This is a genomic window from Thauera sp. WB-2, assembly GCF_027594845.1.
Classification (GTDB): Bacteria; Pseudomonadota; Gammaproteobacteria; order Burkholderiales; family Rhodocyclaceae; genus Thauera; species Thauera mechernichensis.
Window position 1 is genome coordinate 4091610 of sequence record NZ_CP088935.1, and the last position, 24617, is coordinate 4116226.

At 65.2% G+C, this 24617-nt stretch carries 19 protein-coding genes; 11 read left to right on the top strand and 8 right to left on the bottom strand.

Features of this window, described 5'->3' with window-relative positions; translation table 11 throughout:
* Positions 1 to 45 precede the first annotated feature (45 nt).
* Complete coding sequence (locus LQF09_RS18580; RefSeq protein WP_002930645.1) at positions 46 to 3204, bottom strand: efflux RND transporter permease subunit; 3159 nt, start codon at positions 3202 to 3204, stop codon at positions 46 to 48.
* Positions 3205 to 3214: 10 nt separating this feature from the next.
* On the bottom strand, positions 3215 to 4402 hold the full coding sequence (locus LQF09_RS18585) for an efflux RND transporter periplasmic adaptor subunit (protein WP_270068670.1): 1188 nt from the start codon (positions 4400 to 4402) through the stop codon (positions 3215 to 3217).
* 176 nt (positions 4403 to 4578) lie between these two features.
* Between LQF09_RS18585 and LQF09_RS18590 the strand changes: the two genes are divergently transcribed.
* On the top strand, positions 4579 to 5190 hold the full coding sequence (locus tag LQF09_RS18590; RefSeq protein WP_270068671.1) for a TetR/AcrR family transcriptional regulator: 612 nt from the start codon (positions 4579 to 4581) through the stop codon (positions 5188 to 5190).
* Between the two features lie 18 nt (positions 5191 to 5208).
* On the opposite strand, the gene LQF09_RS18595 is transcribed toward LQF09_RS18590, so the two are convergent.
* The 6 genes from LQF09_RS18595 to LQF09_RS18620 form a co-directional block, all read right to left on the bottom strand.
* Positions 5209 to 6492, bottom strand: coding sequence for a TRAP transporter large permease (locus LQF09_RS18595; protein WP_270068672.1), 1284 nt, complete (start codon positions 6490 to 6492; stop codon positions 5209 to 5211).
* Positions 6489 to 6974 carry a TRAP transporter small permease gene (locus LQF09_RS18600; RefSeq protein WP_270068673.1) on the bottom strand — a complete coding sequence of 162 codons (486 nt, stop codon included), beginning with the start codon at positions 6972 to 6974 and terminating at the stop codon, positions 6489 to 6491. The genes LQF09_RS18595 and LQF09_RS18600 overlap by 4 nt, the downstream gene beginning before the upstream one ends.
* An 86-nt stretch (positions 6975 to 7060) precedes the next feature.
* Positions 7061 to 8092: a DctP family TRAP transporter solute-binding subunit gene (locus tag LQF09_RS18605; protein WP_270068674.1), complete on the bottom strand. Its 1032-nt coding sequence runs from the start codon at positions 8090 to 8092 to the stop codon at positions 7061 to 7063.
* A gap of 134 nt (positions 8093 to 8226) precedes the next feature.
* The gene (locus LQF09_RS18610; RefSeq protein ID WP_270068675.1) at positions 8227 to 9111 is read right to left on the bottom strand and encodes an alpha/beta hydrolase; all 885 of its coding nucleotides are present in this window, start codon (positions 9109 to 9111) and stop codon (positions 8227 to 8229) included.
* Positions 9112 to 9121: 10 nt separating this feature from the next.
* Entirely contained in the window at positions 9122 to 9688 is a 567-nt protein-coding gene (locus LQF09_RS18615) for a redoxin family protein (protein WP_270068676.1), read from the bottom strand.
* Positions 9685 to 10782: a metal-dependent hydrolase gene (locus LQF09_RS18620; protein WP_270068677.1), complete on the bottom strand. Its 1098-nt coding sequence runs from the start codon at positions 10780 to 10782 to the stop codon at positions 9685 to 9687. The genes LQF09_RS18615 and LQF09_RS18620 overlap by 4 nt, the downstream gene beginning before the upstream one ends.
* 343 nt (positions 10783 to 11125) lie before the next feature.
* Here LQF09_RS18620 and LQF09_RS18625 point away from each other — a divergent pair, with 343 nt between their 5' ends.
* From LQF09_RS18625 to LQF09_RS18670, 10 genes are all read left to right on the top strand, one after another.
* Entirely contained in the window at positions 11126 to 11434 is a 309-nt protein-coding gene (locus tag LQF09_RS18625; protein WP_270068678.1) for a PepSY domain-containing protein, read from the top strand.
* A gap of 71 nt (positions 11435 to 11505) precedes the next feature.
* Positions 11506 to 12825: a ferredoxin reductase family protein gene (locus tag LQF09_RS18630; RefSeq protein WP_270068679.1), complete on the top strand. Its 1320-nt coding sequence runs from the start codon at positions 11506 to 11508 to the stop codon at positions 12823 to 12825.
* Between the two features lie 132 nt (positions 12826 to 12957).
* Positions 12958 to 16563 (top strand): bifunctional diguanylate cyclase/phosphodiesterase, encoded by a 3606-nt coding sequence (locus LQF09_RS18635; RefSeq protein ID WP_270068680.1) that lies wholly within the window; start codon positions 12958 to 12960, stop codon positions 16561 to 16563.
* 156 nt (positions 16564 to 16719) lie between these two features.
* Positions 16720 to 17151: a restriction endonuclease gene (locus tag LQF09_RS18640; RefSeq protein WP_270068681.1), complete on the top strand. Its 432-nt coding sequence runs from the start codon at positions 16720 to 16722 to the stop codon at positions 17149 to 17151.
* 616 nt (positions 17152 to 17767) lie between these two features.
* Entirely contained in the window at positions 17768 to 19963 is a 2196-nt protein-coding gene (locus LQF09_RS18645) for a type I restriction-modification system subunit M (RefSeq protein WP_270068682.1), read from the top strand.
* Positions 19960 to 21054 carry a PDDEXK nuclease domain-containing protein gene (locus tag LQF09_RS18650; RefSeq protein WP_270068683.1) on the top strand — a complete coding sequence of 365 codons (1095 nt, stop codon included), beginning with the start codon at positions 19960 to 19962 and terminating at the stop codon, positions 21052 to 21054. Before LQF09_RS18645 ends, LQF09_RS18650 begins: the two co-directional genes overlap by 4 nt.
* Positions 21051 to 22403: a restriction endonuclease subunit S gene (locus LQF09_RS18655; RefSeq protein WP_270068684.1), complete on the top strand. Its 1353-nt coding sequence runs from the start codon at positions 21051 to 21053 to the stop codon at positions 22401 to 22403. Before LQF09_RS18650 ends, LQF09_RS18655 begins: the two co-directional genes overlap by 4 nt.
* Positions 22400 to 23164 (top strand): FRG domain-containing protein, encoded by a 765-nt coding sequence (locus tag LQF09_RS18660; protein ID WP_270068685.1) that lies wholly within the window; start codon positions 22400 to 22402, stop codon positions 23162 to 23164. Before LQF09_RS18655 ends, LQF09_RS18660 begins: the two co-directional genes overlap by 4 nt.
* Before the next feature lie 80 nt (positions 23165 to 23244).
* Entirely contained in the window at positions 23245 to 24375 is a 1131-nt protein-coding gene (locus LQF09_RS18665) for an ISAs1 family transposase (RefSeq protein WP_270068686.1), read from the top strand.
* 30 nt (positions 24376 to 24405) lie between these two features.
* Positions 24406 to 24606, top strand: coding sequence for a hypothetical protein (locus LQF09_RS18670; protein WP_270068687.1), 201 nt, complete (start codon positions 24406 to 24408; stop codon positions 24604 to 24606).
* Positions 24607 to 24617: the final 11 nt, after the last annotated feature.

The window sequence follows — 24617 nt, forward strand, 5'->3', positions numbered from 1 at the left end:
GACGCAGCACCTGCGGCCGCAATGTTGGAAACATGGTCAATCATTTCAACGTCCCTCCTGGGCAGCGGGCGCAGTCGCCGCAGCGCCGGACTTGTCCGGGAAAATGCGCTTGATCACGACATAGAACAGCGGCACGAAGAAGATGCCGAGCAGGGTCGCGGAGATCGTGCCGCCGAGCACACCGGTGCCGATCGCGTTCTGGCTGCCGGCACCGGCGCCGGTGGCGATCGCCAGCGGCAGCACGCCAAACCCGAAGGCCAGCGAGGTCATCAGGATCGGCCGCAAGCGCATGCGCACCGCGGCGAGCGTGGCCGACACCAGGTCCTTGCCCTGCTCCTCCATCTGCGCCTTGGCGAACTCCACGATCAGGATCGCGTTCTTGGACGACAGGCCGATGGTGGCGAGCAGGCCGACCTGGAAATACACGTCGTTGGACAGCCCGCGTCCGGTCGCCGCCATCAGCGCGCCGAGCACGCCGAGCGGGACCACCAGCATCACCGCAAAAGGCACCGACCAGCTCTCGTACAGCGCCGCCAGGCACAGGAACACCACCAGCAGCGACAAGGCATACAGTGCCGGTGCCTGCGACCCGCTGCGACGTTCCTCGTAAGACGTGCCCGACCAGTCGTAGCCGATGCCCGGCGGCAGCTTGGCCATGATCTCCTCGACCGCCTGCATCGCCTCGCCGGACGAAAGCCCGGGGGCAGCCTGGCCGAGGAGCTCCATCGACGGCTGGCCGTTGAAGCGCTCGAGACGCGGCGAACCATAGGTCCAGTGCGAACTGGCAAAGGCCGAGAACGGCACCATGTCGCCCGCCTTGTTGCGCACGAACCACTGGTCGAGGTCTTCCGGCGTCATGCGCGCGGCGGCATCGCCCTGCAGATACACCTTCTTGATGCGGCCGCGATCGAGGAAGTCGTTCACGTAGCTGCCGCCCCAGGCGGTGGCGAGCGTGTCGTTGATGTCGGCGATGGACAGGCCGAGTGCACCCGCCCTGGCATGATCGACGTCGAGCTTGAGCTCGGGCATGTCTTCCTGGCCGTTCGGGCGCACGCCCACCAGACGCGGATCCTGCGCCGCCATGCCGAGGAACTGGTTGCGCGCGGCGAGCAGGGCGTCATGGCCGAGACCCGAGCGGTCCTGCATCTGCACCGTGAAGCCACCCGAGGTGCCGAGCTCGATCACCGCCGGCGGCACGAAGGCGAACACCATGGCCTCGCGGATCTGCGAGAAAGCGCCCATCGCTCGGCCGGCGACCGATTTCACATCCATGCCCGGTGCCTTGCGTTCGTCCCAGTGCTTGAGATTGACGAAGCCGATGCCCATGTGCTGGCCGCTGCCACCGAAGGAGAAGCCGGCGACGGTGAAGATCGCACGCACGGTGTCCTTCTCGTTCTCGAGGAAATGGTCCTCGACCTTCTTCAGCACCTCCAGCGTGCGCTCCTGGGTCGCCCCGGCGGGGAGCACGACCTGATTGAACATCACGCCCTGGTCTTCCTCCGGCAGAAAGGAGGTCGGCATGCGCATGAACAACAGGCCGAGCACCGCAACGATGGCAAGGTAGATCGCCAGGAAGCGCACGCTGCGCTTGAGGATGCCGCCAACGGCGGACTCGTAGCGCCGCGTGCTGCGGTCGAAACTGCGGTTGAACCAGGTGAAGAAGCCGCCCAGCAGGCCACCTTCGCCATGACCATGACCTTGCTGCACCGGTTTGAGCATGGTTGCGCACAACGCCGGGGTGAACACGATCGCCACCAGCACTGACAGCGCCATCGCGGACACGATGGTGATCGAGAACTGGCGGTAGATCACGCCGGTCGAGCCGCCGAAGAAGGCCATCGGCACGAACACGGCCGACAGCACCAGGCCGATGCCGATCAGCGCGCTGGTGATCTGGTCCATCGAGCGCTTGGTGGCCTCCTTGGGCGGCAGGCCCTCCTCGGTCATGACGCGCTCGACGTTCTCCACCACGACGATGGCGTCATCGACCAGCAGGCCGATCGCCAGCACCATGCCGAACATGGTCAGCGTATTGATCGAGAAGCCAAACGCCGCCATCAGGCCGAAGGTGCCGAGCAGCACCACCGGAATCGCCATGGTCGGGATCAGGGTCGCGCGCAGGTTCTGCAGGAACAGGTACATGACCAGGAAGACCAGCACCACCGCCTCGATCAGGGTCATCACCACCGACTGGATGGAGATCTTGACGAAGGGCGTCGTGTCGTAGGGCACGACGTACTGCACCCCGGCAGGGAAGTAGCGCTGCATGTCATCGAGTCGGGCGCGCACCGCGGTCGCGGTGTCGAGCGCGTTGGCCCCCGAAGCCAGGCGGATGCCGACGCCCGCGGCGGGCTGGCCGTTGAAGCGGGCGACGGTGCCGTAGTTCTCGGCACCGATCTCGACGCGCGCCACGTCGCGCAGCCGCACCTCGCCGCCCTGCGCGCTGCTGCGCAGCAGGATGTCCTCGAACTGTTCCGCGGTCTGCAGCCGGCTCTGCGCCGTGATGGTGGCGGTGAAGCCCTGACCGGGCACGGCGGGCGTACCGCCGAGCTGGCCAGCGGACACCTCGGCGTTCTGCGCCTGCAAGGCCTGGCGCACGTCGCCCGGCGTGAGGCGGAAATTGGTCAGCTTCGCGGGGTCGAGCCAGACCCGCATCGCGTACTGGGAGCCGAACACCTGAACCTCGCCGACCCCCTCGACCCGCGACAGCGGATCCTGCACCGAGGACACGAGGAAATCCGACAGATCGGTGCCCGACTGCGTGCCATCTTCCGACACGAAGCCGACCACCATCAGGAAGTTGGCCGCCGACTTGGCGACGGTCACCCCCTGCTGCTGCACCGGCTGCGGCAGCAGCGGCAGCGCCGTCTGCATCTTGTTCTGCACCTGCACCTGGGCAATATCGGGGTCGGTGTCGGCCGAGAAGGTCAGCGTGACCGCGGCATTGCCGTAGGAGTCACTGGTCGACTTCATGTACAGCAGGCCATCGAGCCCGGTCATCTTCTGCTCGATGATCTGCGTCACCGAGTCCTCGACCGCCTTGGCCGAAGCGCCGGGATAGCGCGCGTTGATGACGATGGCCGGCGGTGCGATGGAGGGATACTGCGACACCGGCAGCTGCTGGATGGACAGCGCGCCGGCAAGCATGATGACGATGGCGATGACCCACGCGAAGATGGGTCGGTCGATGAAAAAGCGGGCCATGGTGGCTACCTCACTGCTGGGCCGCGGCGGCCGGCGCCGCGCCGGCCTGGTCGGGCTGCACGGTCACGCCGGGGCGAACGCGCTGCAGGCCCTCGGTGATGACGCGCTCGCCCGCCTGCAGGCCACCGCCCAGCACCCACTTGTCGCCGAACGCCTGCACGACCTCTACCGGACGCGCCTGAACCACGTTCTGCTCATCGACCACCATCACCAGCGCACTGCCGCGCGCGTCGCGCACCACAGCCGCATGCGGCACCAGCACCGCCTCGGCGCGCACGCCTTGCGGCAGGCGCGCACGGACGTACATGCCCGGCAGCAGGTCACCCGTGGGGTTGGGGAACTCGGCGCGCAGCGTCACGCTGCCCGTGCCTTCGTCCACCGTCACCTCGGACAGGGCCAGGCGGCCCGCCGCTGCGTACTCGCTGCCGTCTTCGAGCAGCAGCCGGACTTCCACAGCGCCGCCGGCACCACGCTGCACGCGGCCCGACTCGACCTCGCGACGCAGGCGCAGCATGTCGGCGCTGGACTGCGTGAGGTCGACATAGATGGGGTCGAGGCGCTGCACGGTGGCGAGCGCCTGTGCCTGGTTGGCGGTGACCAAGGCCCCCGGCGTCACCGCCGAGCGGCCGATCCGGCCCGCAATCGGCGCCTTGAGCTGGGTGTAGTCGAGGTCGATCTTCGCCTTGTCGACCGCGGCCTTCGCGGCGGCAACCTCGGCACGCGCCTGCTTGAGCGCGGCCTGCGCATCGTCGTTGGCCTGCTTGCTGACCGCCTCGATCGCCACCAGCCCGGCATGGCGTTCCGCACGCAGCCGCGCCGCATCGGCATTGGCCTCGGCGCGCGCCAGGCTGGCACGGGCACTGTCGTAGGCGGCCTGATAGGGTGCCGCATCGATGCGGTACAGGACCTGGCCTGCCTTGACCTCGCTGCCCTCATTGAAGGCGCGCTGGGTCAGGATGCCGGTGACCTGCGGGCGCAGTTCGGCAATCAGTGACGGCGTGGTGCGCCCGGGCAGCTCCACCACCATGGGCACGGATTCGGGCTGGACAGTGATGACGGTGACGGCCGGCGCCTGCGGCGCGCCGGCCGCGGCCGCGGCACCGCCATTGCCCTGGCCGCAGCCGGCGAGGAAGACAGCGCCCAGGACCAGCGACAGCGCCGCGGCTGCGCGTGACAGGGGAATGCGGGAGAAGTGCATGGGTCAGGCCTCTCTTGAGCAAGCAAGCCCTTGCTCCACCCCAGCTCCTGGCCAGCGCGAACAAGACCTGCTCTTTAGAATGGTTATTCTAGATTGAACGCTCATTCTATGCTAGTCTCTGCTGCAGTGCAAGATCGAAAAGACGATCCACGCCCAGGATCGCAGGAGACCATTACATGCCCACATCATCCAGCACGACCGACCACACCCGCGCCGAGGCGCGCCGCCAGCAGATTCTGTGCGCCGCCGCGCAGTGCTTTCGCGAGCACGGCTTCCATGGCGCCAGCATAGCGCAGATCTCGAAGAGCGCCGGCATGAGTGCCGGCCACATCTATCACTACTTCGACAACAAGGAGGCGATCATCGCCGCCATCGTGGCGCAGGATCTTGAGGGTCTGTTGAAGCTGAGTGCCGAACTGAGGGCAGCGGGCGATATCGGACAGGCCCTTATCGAGCGCGCGGCCGAAGGCGTCGCAGACCAACTGGACCCCGCCACCGCCGGGCTAAAGCTCGAGATCGCAGCAGAAGCCGCGCGCAACCCTCGCGTCGCAGAGATCGTGCGCGAAGCAGACACGATCTGCCGGCAAAGCCTCGCCGAGACCCTGAGCGCCGTGCGGCGCGCGAACGGCCACAGGGACGGTGCGGAGCGCATCGACAGCATGGTCGAGGCCCTGGCGACCCTCTTCGAGGGCCTGCTGCTACGCAGCATCCGCAACCCGGACCTTGATCGCGCACGCCTGACGCGCGAAGTTCAGGACATGATCGCAGCCCTGATCCAGCGCCCCTGAGACTCCGTAAGCGCAGGCTCAGAGGTAGCCGAGCCTACCCGGTAGCCAGAGCGCGATCTGCGGGAAGGCGATCACCAGCGCCAACCCGGCCCCCATCGCCAGCACCAGCCAGATCACCCAGCGGAAGGTCTCCTCCATGCCGATGCCGGCGATGCGAGAGGTGATCATCAGCGAGATCGCCATCGGCGGGGTGAACTGGCCGATGGCCAAGTTGATCGTCATCATCACGCCGAACCACACCAGGTCCCAGCCCATCGCCACTGCAATCGGCACCAGCAGCGGCAGCAGGATCAGGAAGATCGAGATGGCATCGAGGAACATCCCCGCCGCCAGTAGCAGAAGGTTGATCGAAAGCAGCATCAGCCACTCGCTCGAGTGCAGGCCCACCAGCGCCTTGGCCGCAGCGTCGAAGATGCCCAGGGTGTTGCCCGCCCAGGCGAACACCGAGGCGATGCCGATGATCATCAGCACCACGGCAGAAAGCTCGGCCGCGTCCACCAGGATGCGGAACAGACCCCGGAAGCTGATGCTGCGATACACCACCATACCGACGAAAATGCCGTAGGCCACCGCCACGACGGCGGCCTCGGTCGGAGTGAACAGGCCGGTGCGCAGACCACCTAGGATGATCACCGGCGCCAGCAGACCCCAGATCGCATCGATGAAGCTCTTGCCCAGCGGCGGGCGCTCGGCCTTGTAGTCGCGGCCGAAGCCATGGCGGCGGCTGATGATGATCGCCGGCACGAGCAGACACAGCGCGGCAATCATGCCCGGGAACAGCCCGGCAGCGAACAGCGCCGGCACGGTGGCGGCCGGCACCATCACGCTGTAGACGATGAAGGCCACCGAGGGCGGGATGACGATCGCGGTCGAGCCAGCGGCAGCGATCAGTCCAGAGGAAAAGCCTTTGGGATAACCGCGCGCCACCATCGACGGCAGCATCACCGCCGCCACCGCCGCTGCGTCGGCCGGGCCCGAGCCCGAGATGCCGCCCAACAGCATGGATACCAGCACCGCCACCACTGCGAGCGAGCCGGTCCATTCGCCCACCATGGCGGTGACGAAGCGCACCAGACGCACCGCCACGCCCGAGCGCTCGAAGATCATGCCTGCCAGGATGAACATCGGGATCGCCAGCAGCGGATACTTTGCAATACCCGCATAGATGTTGGTCGGCACCGCGAGCTGGTCGAAGCCGGCCATCGCCAGCACCGCAACGCTGGCCACGCCGAGCGCCACGGCCAGCGGCATGCCCGCCACGAGCGCCAGCAGGAACAGGCCGATAAGAACGCTGCCGGTCATGACGGCCTCCGCAGCCGGGTGACCACCAGGCGCAGCACCAGCGCGAGCGCCAGCACCGGCATCCACACCGTGTACCACCACTGCGGCACGCCCAGCGCAGGCGAGGTCTCTTCGAAGCGGTACTGGTCCCAGGTGAGCTTTCCGGCGTAGAAGGCGATGAAGGCGAACAAGCTGGCGGTGACCGCGAAGGACAGCCAGTCGAGCACAGCGCGCGCGCGCCGTGGCAGCTTGTCGGCGAAGAAACTGACGCGGATGTGGCGATCGAAGGCGAACGCCGCCGACGAGCCGAGGAAGGACAACACGATGAGGAGCGCGATCGAGAACTCCTCCGTGGCGGCGAAGGACTTCGAGGTGAAGTAGCGCGCCAGCACGTTACCGAAGGTGATCAGCACGATCATGCCCATGACGACCCCCGACAGAACCTGTTCGATGGTGTAGGGGACAGACGGTGAGTCTTCGCTCGGCGGCAGTTCGGTATTCATCGGCGATAGCGGGCTGGAGGCAGAAAAAGCAAGGCCGGGCAGGCCATGTGCGGCACTGCCCGGCTGGATGATGGCGCAGAAGGCGGTCAGCGCTTGGCGATGTCTTCCTCGGCCTGTTTGACGAGGTCGGCGCCGATGCGCTCGGCCCACTCCTTATAGACGCCGGCAGTGGCAGCCCGGAACGCTTCGCGCTCGGCATCGGACAGACGCACAACCTCGACGCCGTTGGCCTCGATCTCCTTCAGCAGGGAGTCGTCCTCGGCCGAAATGCCGGCGCGCGCGCGGGCGAGTTCCTCGGCCGCAGCCTGCACGGCGGCTTCCTGCACCGCCTTGCGATCAGCCTCGGACCAGGAATTCCACACGTTCTTGTTGACCACGAAGATCAGCGGGTCGGCAACGTAGCCCCACAGGGTCAAGTTCTTCTGGCCAACGGTGTGCAGCTTGGCGGCGTTGAACACGGCGAGCGGGTTCTCCTGGCCGTCGACCGCGCCTGTGGCCATCGCCGGCTGGGCGTCAGCCCAGCTCATCTGCGTCGGGTTGGCACCGAGCGCGTTAAAGGTGGCGAGGAAGAGCGGCGACCCCACCACGCGCATCTTCATGCCCTTGACATCATCCGGGGTGCGGATCGGCTTCTTCGAGTTCGATACCTCGCGGAAGCCGTTTTCGCCCCACGCCAGCGGCACCACGTCACGCTCGGCGAGGATCTCGAACATCTTCTGGCCAACGCGGCCCTGGGTCAGGGCGTCGATCGCCTTGTGGTCGGGCATCAGGAAGGGCAGCGCAAACAGGTTGAGCTCGCGCACCTGCGGCGACCAGTTGATCGTCGAGCCCACCGCCATGTCGATGATGCCCTGGCGCAGCGCAGTGAATTCCTTTGTTTGGTCGCCCGACACCAGGGCGGCGCCCGGGTACACCTTGACGTTGATGCGGCCTTCGGTCTTCTCGGCGACGAGGTCAGCCCAGCGCTTGGCACCCCAACCCCACGGGAAAGCCTCGCCGAGCACGGTCGAGAGCTTGTACTCATCCTTGTACTGCTGGGCCGTGGCCGGCATCGAGAAACCGAGCGCAGCCGAGGCAAAGAGGCTGGCAATGAGGGCGTTGAAGCGGCGTTTGTGCATGAGTCGTCTCCGTGTCGGACTTGTTTTACTCGGCCCTGCCGCACTGCTACGGCGGCCAAAGGCAAGGGGAGGCCCGATTCTACAAACCAGGGCCGCTCCCGGCCAGCACGACTGCCGCCGCGCAGGCGGCACACTCAGCCCGGCACCGCCCGCAGGAAGGCCACCAGCCGCCCCATGTTGTGCTCCAGGTCGGCAAAGGACTCGTGATCGCCGGCCAGCGTCAGCAGTTCGACCGGGGTGTCGCCGCGCGCCGCGAAGATCTGCCGCGCCTCGGCAATCGGCACCACCTCGTCATCCTCGCCATGGACCAGCAGCACCGGGCGGCGGATGCGACCGATGGTCGCGACCGGCGCGATGTCGTCGAAGCGGTGGCCGATGGTCTTCTGTACGTAATCGAGGATGTAGCGCCCCACTGGCTTTTCCGGAATACGCTTGACGGCGAGCCAGCGCCGCATCATCGCCGCCGGATGCGAGAACGCGGCGACGCTGACCACGGCGGCCACCTGTGGCGTGCGCGCGGCCGCCAGCAACACTGCGCCCGCCCCCACCGAATGCCCGAACAGCGCGATACGGCGCGGATCGACCCCGGCCCGTGTGGCCAGCCAGGCGAAGGCATGCTCGGCGTCCTCGGCGAAGCGCGGCAGTGAGGCGAAGCTGTCGTCGTCGCTCGCGCCATGGCAGCGCGCATCGACGAACAGCGTGGCGAAGCCGGCCTCGTGCAGCGGGCGCGCCAGCGGCAGCATCAGCGCGGCGTTGCCGCCCCAGCCGTGCATCACCACCAGTGCCGGCGCGGCAGCGGACGCCCCCGGCGCGGGGATGAACCAGGCGTGCAGCGTACGGCCGTTGGCGGTGGCGATGCGTAGCGCGTCGAAGTCGAGCCCGAGCGCCGCCGGGTCGGTGTGGTGCGCCACCCGCGGCGCCGCCAGCCCCTTGCGGATACCCCAATGCACCAGCGCGCGGCCGCCGGCCAGCGCCGCTGCACCTGCGGTGAAGGCCGTGAGCAGCCCCGGCGCGCCCATCACGTCGCCCTCACGAACTCAGCCCCGCCCACCACAGGCGGGCGCGCAGCCCCCAGCCCGTGCTGTAGCCAAGCGATACGGAGCGGATCGCCCCCGCCGCATCCACCACGACGAAGGCCGGCACGCCACGCAGGCCATAGGCCTGGGCGATGCGGCCATCGGCGTCGATCGCGGTCGGCCAGTCGAGCCCGCGCCCGGCCAGCACCGCGGCCACGGCCGCCGCGTCGCCCGACTGCATCGCCACCGACAGCACCGGATGGTCAGCCTGAACGGCATCGATCGTGCCCTCCTGCGCGGTGCAGATCGGACACCAGTCGGCCCAGAAGTAGACCCCGACCGCCCTGCCCGGATGCGCGGCGCGCCACTCGGCCAGGCTCAGCGGCTGGCCATCGGCGGCCAAGGCGGCAAAGTCGGGCGCCGGGCCGGCGGGCACGTCGCGTGCCATCCAGGCCTGGATGGCCAGGAAGAGGCCGATGAAGATCGCAATCTCGAGCGCCCAGCGCCGCCAGCGCGGCCGCTTGCGGACCGGCACGGCGCCTGCCCCGTCGCCTGAAGGGTCTGGATTCATGCCCGTCATCGTACGTCGATCCAGCGCCGCACGTCGCCCTCGCGCTCGAACAGGCGCCAGTCGCCGCCACGGCCGCACAGGCCAAACACGAAAGGTTCGCGGCCGCGCCCCGGGGTCACGAAGCGCAGGTCGCGGAAGGCAGCGCACACCTGCCCGTCGGCATCGCGCTCGGCATGGTCGAGCACCGGGAACATCGCGAACCAGCGATAGAAGGCGAAATCCTCGGTCTGCCACACCTTCTCGGCGAGCTCGCGGCCGTCACCGTTGCCGAAGCGCTCGGCGACCTGCCACTGCGCCATCGCCACCGGCATGTAGGGTGCGGAGAAGCGGCGGATGAAGTTGTCGGCTTCCGTCACCACCAACGGCGTACTGCGACGCGTGTTGATGTGGGCGTAGTGATAGCGCTCGCCGTCGAACACGATCGCCGTCCAGTTGAACGGCGACGCCGGGCGCGGCGCCGCATCCACCTCGACCACGGCAATGCCCTTGGCCGAAGCGTAGGCGCGCGCAGCGTCGATCGCCTCGGCGCGCCCCGTCGCCTGCACGCCCACCCAGGCGGCGAGCAGGACCAGCGCCGCCGTCGCCGGCACCCGGCTGCTGCGCCACAGCGCACTGGCGAGCAGGCCGGCCACGATGATGCCGGTGAAGGGCAGGTCGATGATGAAGGTGGTGCCCCAGCCGAAGCGATGGTCGGAGAACGGCGCCAGGATCATGGTGCCGAACTGGGTGATGAGATCGCCCAGGATGTGCACGAAGATCGCCGCGCACACCACCGGGTAGAAGCCCTGCCAGCCCGCCCCCGGGCGGCCGCCGCGCGACCAGAAGCGTGCCAGCAACCACGCGATCAGCAGCCCCCACAAGGGCAGCAGGATGAGCGAATGGGTGACGCCGCGGTGCCCGCGCAGGTAGGTGAGCTCGGAGATCCAGCCGAGCACGAAGTCGAGATCGGGAAAGATCGCCGCGATCGTGCCGGCGACCACCATCTGCCACACCGGCGGCTGCGCAGCGCGGGAAGTGCCCGAATGGGTGCCGGCAGGTATGCGCCGACCCGCGAGCACACGGCCGATGAGGGCCCCCGAAAGGGCGTGGGTCAAGGTATCCATCGAATCCTGAGATCTTCCGTCAAATCGCTCCGCGACGCGCAGAGACACGCAGGCTGACACCGGCCAGGGTCCGCGTCATTGTGGCTCGAAGCGTCTGTCGATCGGCACGACAGCAGCAAGTTCCCCGGTTTCGAACCGTTCGCCGACGCGAAGTTGCATATCCGGCAAAGCATGGCCGGCCACAGCCGAGGCCCTGGCGGCGTCGACGGCGCGCCCCCCAAGGTCGGGCGCGCTCGACATTAACGGAAGGTGAACACCCCCTTCAGCATCGATTCAGCCCATGGCGCGCACCATGGCATCACGGTCGAAACGAGACCGCCAACCCAAGCAAGGAGATGCAATCATGCGTGCCACCACCCTCATCGCCACCCTCGCCCTCAGCGGCGGACTCATCGGCGCGGGCGCCGCCATCGCCCCGGCGTTCGCCCAGAGTTCGGCCCCAGCCGCTGCCACGGCCCAGCCCAACTGGCTCAGCGTGCAGGATGTACTGAGCAAGCTCGAAGCCGCCGGCTACAGCGACTTCCGCGAGGTCGAGCGCGAGAAGAACAAGTACGAGGTCAAGGCCACCGACCCCCAGGGCCAGCGCGTCGAACTGGCGGTCGATCCGGTGACCGGCGAAATCCTCAAGACCGAGGTCAAGCGCAACAAGTAAGCGCTTACCCGAGGGGGTGACGGCACGGCCAACGCCCCTTTCCCGGTTCCTGCCACCTGGAAGGCCCCGCCATGATCCCCGTCCTATCCGCCTTCATTGGCATCCTCGCCCTCGCATGGGGCCTCAACGTCGCCGCCCTCGACGGTGGCACCGCCTCCCTGCCCTGGCTCGTCCGCGAACAAGGCCTCTACCTCAGCGGCCTGCTCGCCATCGGCCTGATGTCGCTGGCGATGGTGCTCGCCACCCGCCCGGCCATGCTCGAACGCCCGCTCGGCGGCATGGACCGCATCTTCCGCCTGCACAAATGGGCCGGCATCCTCGCCGCGGTGTTCGCCGCGCTGCACTGGTTGGTCGAAATGTCGGACGACGTCATCAAGTCGATCTACGGCCGCACCGGGCGGCCGGCGCACGACGAGTTCGGCGGCCTCTACGAGCTGCTTCGTGACGCCGGCGAGGAAGTCGGCGAATTCGCCATCTACCTCGTGCTGGCGATGGTCGTGCTCAGCCTGTGGAAGCGCTTCCCCTACAAGTTCTGGCGCCACCTGCACCGTGCGATGCCGGTGTTCTACCTGCTGCTCGCCTTCCATGCCGCAGTGCTGGCCCCACCCTCCTACTGGACGCAGCCGGTTGGCGTACTGCTCGCGCTCTTGCTGGCGGGCGGAACGGTGGCCTCGCTGATCGCGCTGACGGGTCGGATCGGCCGCCATCGCAAGGTGCAGGGCGTGGTCACTGCGATGTCCTCGCCCGCCCCCGACGTCACCGAGATCGTCTGTCGGCTGGACGATGCCTGGCCAGGACACCAGGCCGGGCAGTTCGCCTTCATCGGCTTCGAACGCTTCGAAGGGGCGCATCCTTTCACCATCGCCAGCGCCGACCACGGCAACCGCAGCCTCACTTTCCAGATCAAGGCCCTGGGCGACTACACCCGCCAGCTCGCCAGCCGCGTAGCTGTCGGCCAGGCAGTCACGGTGGAAGGCCCCTATGGCCGCTTCGTGCTCGGCCGCCAGGACCACACTGCGCGCCAGATCTGGATCGCGGGCGGCATCGGCGTCACCCCCTTCCTGGCCTGGCTCGATGCGTTGCGCGCCGCCCCCGCCGCTGCCCCGCCGGTGGAGCTGCACTACAGCACCCGCAGTGCCGCGCAAGACCCCTTCGTGGAACGCCTGCGCAGCCTGTGCGCCGAGTTGCCGAGCGTGCGCCTGCACATCCACGACCGCGCCGCCGGCGACGAGCTGACGCCCGAACGCCTCGCCGCTACGGCCACCACCGGCCAGCGCGCGGAAGTCTGGTTCTGCGGTCCGCGCGGCTTCGGCGACCAGCTCAAGGCCGGGCTCGCACGGCTGTGGGGACGACGGCTGCGCTTCCGCCGCGAGGCGTTCGAGATGCGGTAAAGGCAGCCAGGCGCGGAAAAGTACACGCCTTCATCTCCTGACCTGATATCCGGGTTTACACATCGGGTAAGCTTGCGCCACACCTCCCCGGACCACGGACAATGTGGCGTGCTTCATGTCAGGACTGATCCCATGCCGCTCGGCAAGCTTTTTCAGCTCTCGCTGAAAAGCCGCATTTCGTTGCTGACGCTGGCGGTCTTCCTGGTCGGCGTGTGGTCGATCGCCTTTTACGCCACGCAACGCCTGCAGCGCGACATGCTCGCGCTGCTCGGCACGCAGCAGTTCTCGGCCGTCTCCACGGTCGCCGGCCAGCTCGACAATGAGCTCAGGACACGCCTGCAGGCGCTGGACCGCTTCGCGGGCGAAGTCCCGGTGGCGCTCATGAGCGATGCGGCCGGGCTGCAGAAATACATCGCCACGCGCACCGACCTGCTCGCGCTGTTCAACGGCGGGATACGCGTCAACGATGCGGCGGCCGATACGGTCGCCAGCATGCCTTACTCACCCGAGCGCATCGGCGCCAACTACGCCGACCGCGACTACATGGTCACCGCCTTGCGCGACGGCAGGACCAGCGTCGGGCGTCCCATCCTCGGCAGGGTGTTGAAGGCGCCGGTCCTGGGGCTGGCAGCCCCGATTCGGGACGGTACGGGCGCAATCGTCGGCGCCGTGGTCGGCGCCATCAACCTCGGCGAACCGAGCTTCTTCGACAGCATGACCAACAGCCGCCTCGGCCAGAGCGGCGGCTACCTGCTCATCGCGCCCCAGCATGGCCTGATCGTCACCGGCACCGACAAGTCGCGGACCATGTCGCCGATGCCGCCACTTGGTGTCAATCGGAACCACGACCGCTTCGTTGCCGGCTACGAGGGCTATGGCGTTGCGGTCAGCTCGCGTGGCGTGGAGGAGATCGCGGCAGCCAAGCGGATCCCTGCTGCCGACTGGTTTCTCGTCGGCACCCTGCCCACTGCCGAAGCCCTCGCGCCCATCCACGCCACGCAGCGGCGCGTGATGGGTGTTGCCGCGCTGTTCAGCGTGCTCGCCGGCCTCGTGGCGTGGCTGCTCGTGCGCCACATGTTGCGGCGCCAGTTCGCACCCATGGTGTCGGCAACGCAGGCCTTGTCCGGCATGGCCCAGCCCCAGGGCGCAGCGCTGCAGCCCTTGGCCGTGCTCCACGACGACGAGGTCGGCCAGCTCATCGTCAGCTTCAACCGCCTGATCGAGTCGGTCAGGCGCAATGAAGAGGCGCTCAAGCAGGACATCGTCGAACGCATGCGGGTGGAGGCTGCGCTGCGGGCAAGCGAAGAGAAGCACCGCGTGCTGTTCGAGACCTCGCGCGACGCCATCATGACGCTGGCGCCCCCGTCATGGCGGTTCGCCACCTGCAATCGCGCGGCAATCACGCTGTTCGGCGCCGATGACGAGGCGGACTTCATCTCGCGGACACCCTGGGACTACTCGCCCGCACTGCAGCCGGACGGCAGCCCGTCAGCCGCCAAGGCCAGGGAGATGATGGAGACCGCACTGGCCGAGGGCTCGCTCCTGTTCGAGTGGGAGCACCGGCGCCTGAACGGAGAAACCTTCCTCACCTCGGTGCTGCTGTCGCACTTCGAGCTGGGCGGCCATACGATGCTGCAAGCCCATGTGCGCGACATCACCGAACGCCGCAAGGCCGAGGAATCGATGCGCCTCGCGGCCAACGTCTTCACGCACGCCCGCGAAGGCATCGTGATCACCGACCGCGATGCCAACATCCTCGAGGTCAACCCCGCCTTTACCGACATCACCGGCTACCAGCGCGAGGACGTGCTCGGCCAGAACCCGCGCATCCTCAGCTCGGGCAAGCAGGACCAGGCCTTCTACGCCGCCATGTGGCAGGAGCTGAACACCAAGGGCTGCTGGTCGGGCGAGGTCTGGAACCGGCGCAAGGATGGCCGGGTGTATGCCGAGATGCTGACCATCAGTGCCGTGCGCGACGAGCGTGGCGAGATCAAGCACTTCATCTCGCTGCTGTCCGACATCACCGCACTCAAGGAATACCAGAACGAGCTCGAGCACATCGCACACTACGACGGGCTCACCGGCCTGCCCAACCGGCTGTTGCTGGCCGACCGCCTGAGGCAGGCCATGAACCAGGCCCCGCGGCGCAATAAGCGCGTGGCCGTCGCCTATCTGGACCTGGACGGGTTCAAGTCGATCAACGACAACCATGGCCATGAAGTCGGCGACCACCTGCTCGCAACCCTGGCAAAGCGCCTGGCACAGGTGCTGCGCAACGGCGACACGCTGTCGCGCATCGGCGGCGACACGCTGTCGCGCATCGGCGGCGACGAGTTCGTCGCCGTCTTCGTCGACCTGCCCGACCACGAGGCCAGCGTGCCGATGCTCACCCGGCTGCTCGACGCCGCCGCCCAGCCGGTGGCCCACGGCGACACCATGCTGCACGTCTCCGCCAGCCTGGGCGTGACCTTCTTCCCGCAAAGCGAGGAGATCGACGCCGACCAGCTGCTGCGCCAGGCCGACCAGGCGATGTACAAGGCCAAGCAGGCGGGCAAGAACCGCTACCACATCTTCGACGCCGAACAGGACCGCAACGTACGGGGCCTGCACGAGAGCCTGGAGCACATCCGCCAAGCGCTGGCGCAGCGGCAGTTCGTCCTCCACTACCAGCCCAAGGTCAACATGCGCACGGGCGCGCTGGTCGGGGCCGAAGCCCTGATCCGCTGGCAGCACCCGCAGCGCGGCCTGCTGCCACCGGCCGCGTTCCTGCCCGTCATCGAGGGCCATCCGCTTGCCATCGACGTGGGCGAATGGGTGATCGACACCGCGTTGCAGCAGATCGAAGCCTGGCGCACGGACGGGCTGTCCGTCCCGGTCAGCGTCAATGTCGGCGCCCTGCAGCTGCAGCAAGCCGACTTCGTCTCTCGCCTGCACGCGCTGATGGCCCGCCACCCCGGCGTGCAGCCCGGCGAGCTGGAACTGGAGATCCTGGAAACCAGCGCGCTGGAAGACATCGCCGTGGTATCGCAGGTGATGGAGGCCTGCCAGCAGATGGGCATCGGCTTCGCCCTGGACGACTTCGGCACCGGCTACTCGTCGCTGAGCTACCTGAAGCAACTGCCCGCCGGCCTGCTCAAGATCGACCGGAGCTTCGTGCGCGACATGCTCAACGACCCGGAAGACCTGGCCATTCTCGAAGGCGTGCTCGGCCTGGCGAGGGCGTTCCGCCGCCAGACCATCGCCGAAGGCGTGGAGACGCTGCCACACGGCGAAATGCTGCTGCGCATGGGCTGCGAATGGGGCCAGGGCTACGCGATCGCCCGTCCGATGCCTGCGCAGGACCTCAAGCGCTGGGTGGGCTCCTGGAAAACCCCGCCCAGCTGGCAAGCCGCCGCCCCCATCAGCCAGGATCGCCTGCCGGTACTCTTCGCCGCCGTGGAGCAGCGCGCATGGATGGCCGCGCTCGTCGATTACCTGTCGGGCGACGGCGACCGCCCCGCACCGCCAGACACCCAGCAGTACCGCTTCGGCCACCTGCCCGACAAGGCCACCGCGGCCACGCCGGGTACGAAAGATGCCAGCCAGGCGGTGGATGCCCTGCAACGCGACATCCACCGCCTGGCTGCAGCACTGGTCGCCTTGAAGCGCGAGGGCCGCACCGACGAGGTGCGCGCACGCATCGGCGAGTTGAACGCCTTGCACGACCGTCTGGTTGAGCAACTGAACCTGTTGGGCTGAGCTGCGAGCGCGACATAGTTCTCGGACGTCATCGCATCAGCCATGCCGCATGGGTTCGGTGGACGCATAATCGGCCCATGTCCCGCCGTTACCGCAGATCCCGCCGCGATCCGGGCCTGTTCGAGATCGCTACCACGTCCGACTGCCGACGGCGGCGTGGATATCCGTCTGTTCCAGGACGACACCGCCCCCGAGCGCTGCACAGCCGTCGTGCAGTGCAAGGCCTGGAACCAGGCAGTGGGCGTAAAACCAGTGCGCGAACTGCGCGGGGTCATGGCCCACGAGCGCGTCGACAAGGCCTTCTTCATGGCCCCGAACGGCTTCACCGACGAGGCCCGCGCCTTCGCCGCCGAAAACCGGATCACCCTGCTCGACGGCAAGCTCTTCCTCGCCATGCTCGAGCGCCTGCCCGAACCCCTACGCCAACAGCTTCTCGACTTTGCGACCGAGGGCGGCTGGACAACACCCACCTGCCCTTCCTGCGGCGTGAAGATGGCGGCGCGCGACAGCAAGCGCGGGCGCTTCTGGGGCTGCACCCACTTCCCACGCTGCCGAGCAACGCTGCAGATGCGCAGCGCCACACCCTGACCGCCACACGGGCACCAGCCTTGGCAATGCACGGAGAAGGGCCGTGCCGGTACGGCTGGACGGGGTACGGCGGGATGTCGGCCTGAGGGGCCGTTGGTCCGGCGCGCACAATCAGGCGGCAATGCGCCGGTTACCCGCCGTTCACCTACTTATTGCGGTCAATGACCGCTTGTCACTTTAGGATGCGACCCAGACCTGTCGGTCGAGCATTTTCGACGTGGCCATTCACCCCCAGCAACCGAGGCCACGGAAACGGCCATTCGGTACTCCGAAGCGACCGTGGCTGCCTAAGCGGCAGGTTTGAGGTCGGACCGATCCGATAGAGTAGGATGGCGCCCGTCGGCCACCGGCCAGGGAGAGACTTCCGATCATTGATTGGTTCCCAGCCGTTTGACTCTGGCGAGCGTCTGCCCGACTGTTGGCTGGAACTGGTTTCTGCTCGCGCTGCGCCGGTCGGTCAGATTGAAATTCACGACCATTGAGTTAAAGCCAGAATCGACTTCAGAAGCCCTATCAAAATGATGCTTGGCTCATTGCGGTTGTTACAATCGCCCGCATAGCCAGTTCGACACTGTGCATTGATACTGATACCGACCAGAAAAGTGCGAAAAATTGAATGAACACGGAAACCCATCGCCAACTTGCCAATGACATCTGGAGCATCTGCAACCTACTGCGCGGGCCTTACAAACGCAACGAATACCGCAAGGTCATCCTGCCGCTCACTGTACTGCGCCGCTTCGATTGCCTGCTGGCACCGACCAAGGCGCAGGCACTGGAAACCTTCAACCAGTACAAAGGCAAACCCGAAAGCATCATCCGCAGCGTGATGCAGGCAGCCACGGGCTATCCGTTCTACAACCTGTCCAAGCTGGAGCTGTGCCCTTCAGGGAGAGACATCAACTCGCTGTTAGACGACCCCAGCAACCTCGCGCCCAATCTCAACAGCTACATCAACGGCTACTCGCCCAACATCCGCGCCATCTTCGAGCGCTTCAAGTTTGGTGAGCAGATCGAGCGCATGAGCGAGAAAAACCTGTTGTTCAAGGTGGTGCAGAAGTTCGCCACCTTCGACCTGAGCTTTGCCGGTTTGTCGGCCGACCAGGCAGCCATGCAGATGGGTTACGTATTTGAAGAGCTGATCCGGATCGGTGCGGAACAATCCAACGAAGAAGCCGGAGAGCACTTCACCCCGCGCGAAGTCATCAAGCTGATGGTCAACCTGCTGTTGTCACCCGAGCAGGACTTGCGCCGCAGCCACGTCGTCAAAACCATCTACGACCCAGCCTGCGGTACCGGCGGCATGTTGTCTGTGGCCGAAAAGTACATTCGCGACCTCAACAGCGAAGCCAAGCCGCATCTGTATGGGCAGGACTGGAACGACGAAGCCTGGGCTGTCTGCCGCTCCGACATGCTCATCAAGGGTGAAGATGCCGACAACATTGCCATGGGCGACACCTTCACCAAGGACGCCCACGCCTACGACGAACAAGGCCAGAAGCGCAGCTTCGACTACATGCTGGCCAACCCACCGTTTGGCGTGGAGTGGAAGCAGCAGCAACGCCACATCGAGAACGAGCGCGACACCCTCGGTTATCAGGGCCGCTTTGGTGCCGGCACACCGCGTATCAATGACGGTGCGCTGCTCTTCCTGCAGCACATGATCGCCAAGATGCGTCGTGCCGAAGAAGGCGGCAGCCGCATCGGCATCGTGTTCAATGGCTCGCCTCTGTTTACTGGTGATGCCGGCGGTGGCGAATCCGAGATCCGCCGGTGGATCATCGAAAACGACTGGCTTGAAGCCGTCGTCGCACTGCCCGACCAGTTGTTCTACAACACCGGCATCAGCACCTACATCTGGGTGCTGACCAACCACAAACAGCCGCACCGCAAAGGCAAGGTGCAGCTCATCGACGCCCGCAACCACTGGGTGCCGATGGAAAAGAGCCTGGGCAACAAGCGTCGCCGCATTGGCGACCCGTCGGACAAATCCAAAGATCCTGACTACATTGGCGACATCACCAACCTACACGGCCGTTTTGAAGAAGGCGCCAGCCGCTGGGTGCTGTTCGACAAGGATGGCAAGGTGGTCACTGTCGCCGCTAACGCACCCTCGGGCGATGCTCCGGAAGGCCAGCAGTGGAAGCAACTCGTGGTCAGCAAGGTCTTCGACAATGAGGATTTCGGCTACCACAAGATCACCGTCGAGCGCCCCTTGCGCCTGAATTTCCACGCCACGCCAGAACGGCTGGCCCGGCTGGAGGACGAAACCGCCTTCAAGAACCTGGCCACCAGTGCCAAGAAGGACGAGGCCGCGCGCCTGCTCGACATTGCCGCTGGTGAAAAACGCCAGCAGCAAATCCGCGACCTGTTGGCCGAATTCGCCAAGCGCCACCCCGAGCAGATCAACGACCGCAAAGTGTTTCTCGATAGCCTCAAGCCCGTTGACCGTGAATTGAACGTGCGCCTGTCCGCCCCGGAACTCAAGGCGGTGGTCAACGCCCTGGGCGAGCGCGATGAAAACGCCGAAATCTGCCGCAACCGCGATGGCGACGCCGAGCCGGATGCTGAGCTGCGCGACACCGAAAATGTGCCCTTGAAGGAAAGCGTCCAGGCCTACTTCGAGCGCGAAGTGCTGCCCCATGTGCCCGATGCCTGGATCGATCACAGCAAGACCAAGGTCGGCTACGAAATCCCGCTCAACCGCCACTTTTACCGCTACGAACCGCCGCGCGAACTGGCGGTGATCGAGGCCGAGATCAAGGCTCTGGAAGCCGACATCGTGCGCCTGCTGGGCGAGGTGACGGCATGAAACCGGGCAAGCCGGTCACGGCGACCACCGGGCCTGGCGGACAAGCGCCTGTGGATGAGCTGCTGACAGACATCCGCACTGTTATCGAGCGCGCCCGCCAGCAAGCCATTACGGCGGTGAATGCCAGTCAAACCTATATGTACTGGCGAATTGGCCAGCGTATTCATACCGAGTTGCTGGGCGGCGAGCGGGCCGCCTATGGCGCCCAGATTGTCGCGACGCTGTCGCGACAATTGGTGCAGGAGTATGGGCGCGGCTTTACCGAGAAAAACCTGCGGCGCATGGTGCAGTTTGCGCAAGCCTTCCCCGATGAGCAGATTGTCGCCACGCTGTGGCGACAATTGAGCTGGTCGCATTTTCGCGAGCTATTGCCACTAACCAAACCTTTTCAGCGCGACTTTTATGCCGAGATGTGTCGCATCGAAGGCTGGAGCGTGCGCACCTTGCGCGAACGCATCGACGCCATGCTCTACGAGCGCACCGCCCTTTCCAAGCAGCCCGATGCCCTCATTCAGCAGGAACTGGCCACCCTGCGTAGCAAAGGCGAAATCGCTCCAAAACTGGTGCTGAAAGATCCTTACTTGCTCGATTTTCTCGGCCTGACCGACCGCTTTCTCGAGCGCGACCTCGAAGATGCCATCCTGCGCGAGCTGGAAAGCTTTCTGCTGGAACTGGGCGCCGGGTTTTCATTTGTCGCCCGGCAGAAGCGCATCCAGATCGATGGCGATGACTTCTACATCGACCTGCTGTTTTACAACCGCAAGCTCAAGCGTTTGGTCGTCGTCGAACTCAAGCAAGGCAACTTCAAGCCCGAATACAAGGGCCAGATGGAGCTGTATCTGCGCTGGCTGGCCAAGTTCGAGACCGAAGCCGACGAAAACCCGCCACTCGGCATCATCCTGTGCGCCGGAAAAAACAACGAGCAGATCGAACTGCTGGAACTGGATGGATCGGGCATCCACGTCGCCGAATACCTGACCGTATTGCCGCCGCCGGACGTGCTGCACCGCAAGCTGCATGAAGCGATTGAAACGGCACGGGCGCGGATAGAGGCCAAAGAGGGTGATGCTGGGCAGGGGGAGACGGTATGAAGTACGCCGGGTACAACGAATACAAAACCAGCCCGATGACGTGGCTGGACCAATTGCCGACCCACTGGACAGCCGCCTCGCTTCGCTGGATGTCGAAACGCTACGCAGGTGGCACGCCTGACAAGGGCAACGAAGCCTATTGGGAAGATGGCGAGATTCCGTGGATCAATTCGGGAGCAGTGAACGATGGCTATATCACTGAAGCATCGGAACTGATCACCCGCGAAGGCTTTGCCAACAGCAGCGCCAAGTGGATTCCGAAAGGCGCCTTGGTCATGGCACTGGCAGGCCAAGGCAAGACCAAAGGTATGGTCGCACAGCTCGGCATTCCGACGACCTGCAACCAGTCGATGGCGGCACTGATCCCTGATCATCGGTTCGAGCCGCGTTACCTGTACTACTGGCTTACGGCCAATTACCAGAACATCCGCAACATGGCCGGTGGCGAAGCGCGTGACGGCTTGAACCTTGAAATGCTGGGTTCAATTCCTTGCCCTGTGCCGCCGGTCGATGAGCAACAAACCATCGCCCGCTTCCTCGACGCCAAGACCGCGCAAATCGATGCGCTGGTGGCGCAGAAGCGGCAGCTCATCACCAAGCTCAAGGAAAAGCGCAGCGCCCTGATCGCCCGCACCGTCACCCGTGGCCTGCCACCCGAAGCCGCCAAGGCAGCGGGGCTGGAGCCGAATCCGGAGATGAAGGATTCGGGGGGAGAGTGTTTGGGTCCGTTGCCAAGGCACTGGCAAGTTTTGCCGATGACCAAGTACTTGTCCGACATGTCGGACTACCGGGGAAAAACACCAGAAAAGACTGATGACGGTGTGTTTTTAGTTACAGCACGAAATGTTCGCATGGGCTACATCGACTACGAATCCTCCCAAGAGTTTGTGGCTGTCGATGAGTACGACGAAATCATGCGCCGGGGGCTGCCCAAGCTTGGTGATATTCTGTTCACGACCGAGGCGCCGCTTGGAAACGTTGCGCTAGTCGATAGAGAAGACATCGCTCTCGCTCAACGCATCATTCGCTTCCGGATGCGCCGTGACTTTTTCCATAGCCGTTTCACTCTTTACGCAATGCTTGCCGACTACTTTCAGTCTCAGCTAAAAAGTCTTTCTACTGGTTCTACCGCTGAGGGCCTTAAAGCAAGCAAATTGTCCGTCTTACGCCTGATTGCCCCGCCGGTTGCTGAACAGCAAGTGATTGCTGAGTTTCTTGATGCAGAGTGCAGGCACATGGATGGGCTCTTGGCAGCCACGGAAGCAGCGATAGAGCGATTGCAGGAATACCGTCAGTCCCTCATTACTTCTGCCGTCACCGGCAAGATCGACGTGCGGGGACTGGCATGAGCACACCCTTTGAGATCGAGAGCTTCGACGAGTACCTCAACACTATACACAGCGAGCTGGGGCAGAACGGCGAAGGCAAGCGGCGTTTGTATTTTCGCGGGCAAAGCAAACGGACGACCGATGGCTACCCGTTGACTCCGTCGGTGGCCCGCTACAAGCATCTGGGTAGCTTGTCTCTGACCGAACGCGAGCAGAAGGAGTGTGAAGTACTGGAAACCTTCAGCAACCACCTGCTCACCTATGTGCAGCATCGACCGCAGACCGCGTGGGAGGAACTGGCCATCGCCCAGCATCATGGTCTGCCCACTCGCTTCATGGATTGGACGACCAACCCGCTGGTAGCACTGTATTTCGCTGTTCGTAACACAGGTGGCCGCAGTGCAGATAGCGCGGTCTATGTCCTGATTTCCAACCCCAGGCGTTATGCCGACTTGAAGCGTGGGGAGACAGCGCAGGTGAAGCCAGTGGGCGATGCGGCCACCGAACCGGCGAATGCGCTTGGCGACGATGTCTATGCTGATTTTGAGGTCATCAGCGACGAGCAGCCTGAAGCCGATATCAACAGCGTGTTACGTCCCGCTGGGCGTAGCTGGATCGAGGAATTTACAGCCAGCGACGACAAGGAAATTCTCTCGGCGCAAAGCCTCCCCACACCGTTCAAGATCAGCGAAAACATCATCTACGACCCGCCGCATGTGTCGCCGCGCATCCGCGCCCAGGACAGGGCAATCGCACCGACTTCGCATAGCCCCAATCAATAACTCTTTAACTTTCATGACCTTGCGAGACCTCTGTTCACATTGTCATAAAGTGTGTAGTTTCCTACCTTTTTGGGCATCCCATGAAGGCAGGAAACATCATGCCGCTGACGCAGGTGTTCGTCTCGATTTCCGACCCGCGCAGCGCGCGGCATGCGCGCCACGACCTGGCCGAGTTGCTGACGGTGGCGGTGTGCGCGGTGCTCTCGGGTGTCGACGACTTCGTCGACATCGAGTTGTGGGCCGAGGCCAAGATCGACTGGTTGCGAGGCTTCATGAAGCTTGAGCATGGCATCCCGTCTCACGACACGATCGGACGCGTGTTCGGCCTGATCGCGCCCGACGAGTTCGAGTCCGCGTTCCGGCGCTGGGTGGGCATGGTGGTGCCGGCGCTGGCCGGGGATACGGTCGTGGCGATCGACGGCAAGACGAGCCGGCGCTCGGGCGGCAAGGGCAGGACCGACGCCAGCCCGTTGCACCTGGTGAGCGCGTTTGCGGCGGGCATGGGCGTCGTGCTGGGCCAGACGGCGACCGCCGAGAAGTCGAACGAGATCACCGCGATTCCCGAACTGCTTGCCAAGTTGGCGATCGAGGGCTGCGTGGTGACGATCGACGCGATGGGCACCCAGACGAAGATCGCCCGCACGATCCGCGAGCGCGGCGCGCATTACGTGCTGTGCGTGAAGGAGAACCATCCGAACCTGCACGACTCGATCTTGTTCGCCGACATCGATCCGCGAGGGCCGCTGACGCCGAGTTCGACCCACGAGACCATGATCAAGGACCACGGCCGCATCGAAATCCGCCGATGCCGCGCCTACGCCGCGATCGACCGCCTCTACAAGTCCGAGGACTGGCTGGATATGGCCAGTTTCGCGGTGGTCGAGCGCATTCGCACCGTGGGCGATCACACCAGCACCGAGCGCGTCTTCTACATCAGCAGCCTGCCCGCCGACGCCGAGCGCATCGCTCGGGCCGTGCGCAGTCACTGGGAGGTGGAGAATCGGCTTCACTGGTGTCTGGATGTGCAGTTTAACGAGGATCAATCACGGGTGCGCAGCGGCTACGCCGCCAACAATTTCGCCATCGTTCGTCACATCGCGATGAACCTGCTGCGGCTCAACACGACGCGCAAGGCGAGCATCAAGTCCAAGCGCATGCTGGCGGCGACGATTGACGAATTTCGCGCCGAGCTGCTTGGGGTTATGACATGAAGGTGCGATTGCCCTGGCGCCCAGGACGGCGTGCTGCTGGCCTGCTGGCAACCGATGCAGCCGCTCGACGAGAAGGACTATCTGGAAATCGTCATCAAGCAGGCGGCACATGAAGATATTCGCCGTCGCCTGGACCAGTACGGCGTATTCGACAAACAACTTTTCCCCGACCTCGACGGCATTGCCAAGTGGCTGAAGTACCGTGCCTTCGAGATCAACGGAACGATCTGAGGAATCCTTTC

Coding starts and splice junctions, on each gene's coding strand:
- LQF09_RS18580 (WP_002930645.1), bottom strand. CDS start 3,204: ATGGCCCGCTTTTTCATCGACCGACCCATCTTCGCGTGGGTCATCGCC.
- LQF09_RS18585 (WP_270068670.1), bottom strand. CDS start 4,402: ATGCACTTCTCCCGCATTCCCCTGTCACGCGCAGCCGCGGCGCTGTCG.
- LQF09_RS18590 (WP_270068671.1), top strand. CDS start 4,579: ATGCCCACATCATCCAGCACGACCGACCACACCCGCGCCGAGGCGCGC.
- LQF09_RS18595 (WP_270068672.1), bottom strand. CDS start 6,492: ATGACCGGCAGCGTTCTTATCGGCCTGTTCCTGCTGGCGCTCGTGGCG.
- LQF09_RS18600 (WP_270068673.1), bottom strand. CDS start 6,974: ATGAATACCGAACTGCCGCCGAGCGAAGACTCACCGTCTGTCCCCTAC.
- LQF09_RS18605 (WP_270068674.1), bottom strand. CDS start 8,092: ATGCACAAACGCCGCTTCAACGCCCTCATTGCCAGCCTCTTTGCCTCG.
- LQF09_RS18610 (WP_270068675.1), bottom strand. CDS start 9,111: ATGGGCGCGCCGGGGCTGCTCACGGCCTTCACCGCAGGTGCAGCGGCG.
- LQF09_RS18615 (WP_270068676.1), bottom strand. CDS start 9,688: ATGACGGGCATGAATCCAGACCCTTCAGGCGACGGGGCAGGCGCCGTG.
- LQF09_RS18620 (WP_270068677.1), bottom strand. CDS start 10,782: ATGGATACCTTGACCCACGCCCTTTCGGGGGCCCTCATCGGCCGTGTG.
- LQF09_RS18625 (WP_270068678.1), top strand. CDS start 11,126: ATGCGTGCCACCACCCTCATCGCCACCCTCGCCCTCAGCGGCGGACTC.
- LQF09_RS18630 (WP_270068679.1), top strand. CDS start 11,506: ATGATCCCCGTCCTATCCGCCTTCATTGGCATCCTCGCCCTCGCATGG.
- LQF09_RS18635 (WP_270068680.1), top strand. CDS start 12,958: ATGCCGCTCGGCAAGCTTTTTCAGCTCTCGCTGAAAAGCCGCATTTCG.
- LQF09_RS18645 (WP_270068682.1), top strand. CDS start 17,768: ATGAACACGGAAACCCATCGCCAACTTGCCAATGACATCTGGAGCATC.
- LQF09_RS18650 (WP_270068683.1), top strand. CDS start 19,960: ATGAAACCGGGCAAGCCGGTCACGGCGACCACCGGGCCTGGCGGACAA.
- LQF09_RS18655 (WP_270068684.1), top strand. CDS start 21,051: ATGAAGTACGCCGGGTACAACGAATACAAAACCAGCCCGATGACGTGG.
- LQF09_RS18660 (WP_270068685.1), top strand. CDS start 22,400: ATGAGCACACCCTTTGAGATCGAGAGCTTCGACGAGTACCTCAACACT.
- LQF09_RS18665 (WP_270068686.1), top strand. CDS start 23,245: ATGAAGGCAGGAAACATCATGCCGCTGACGCAGGTGTTCGTCTCGATT.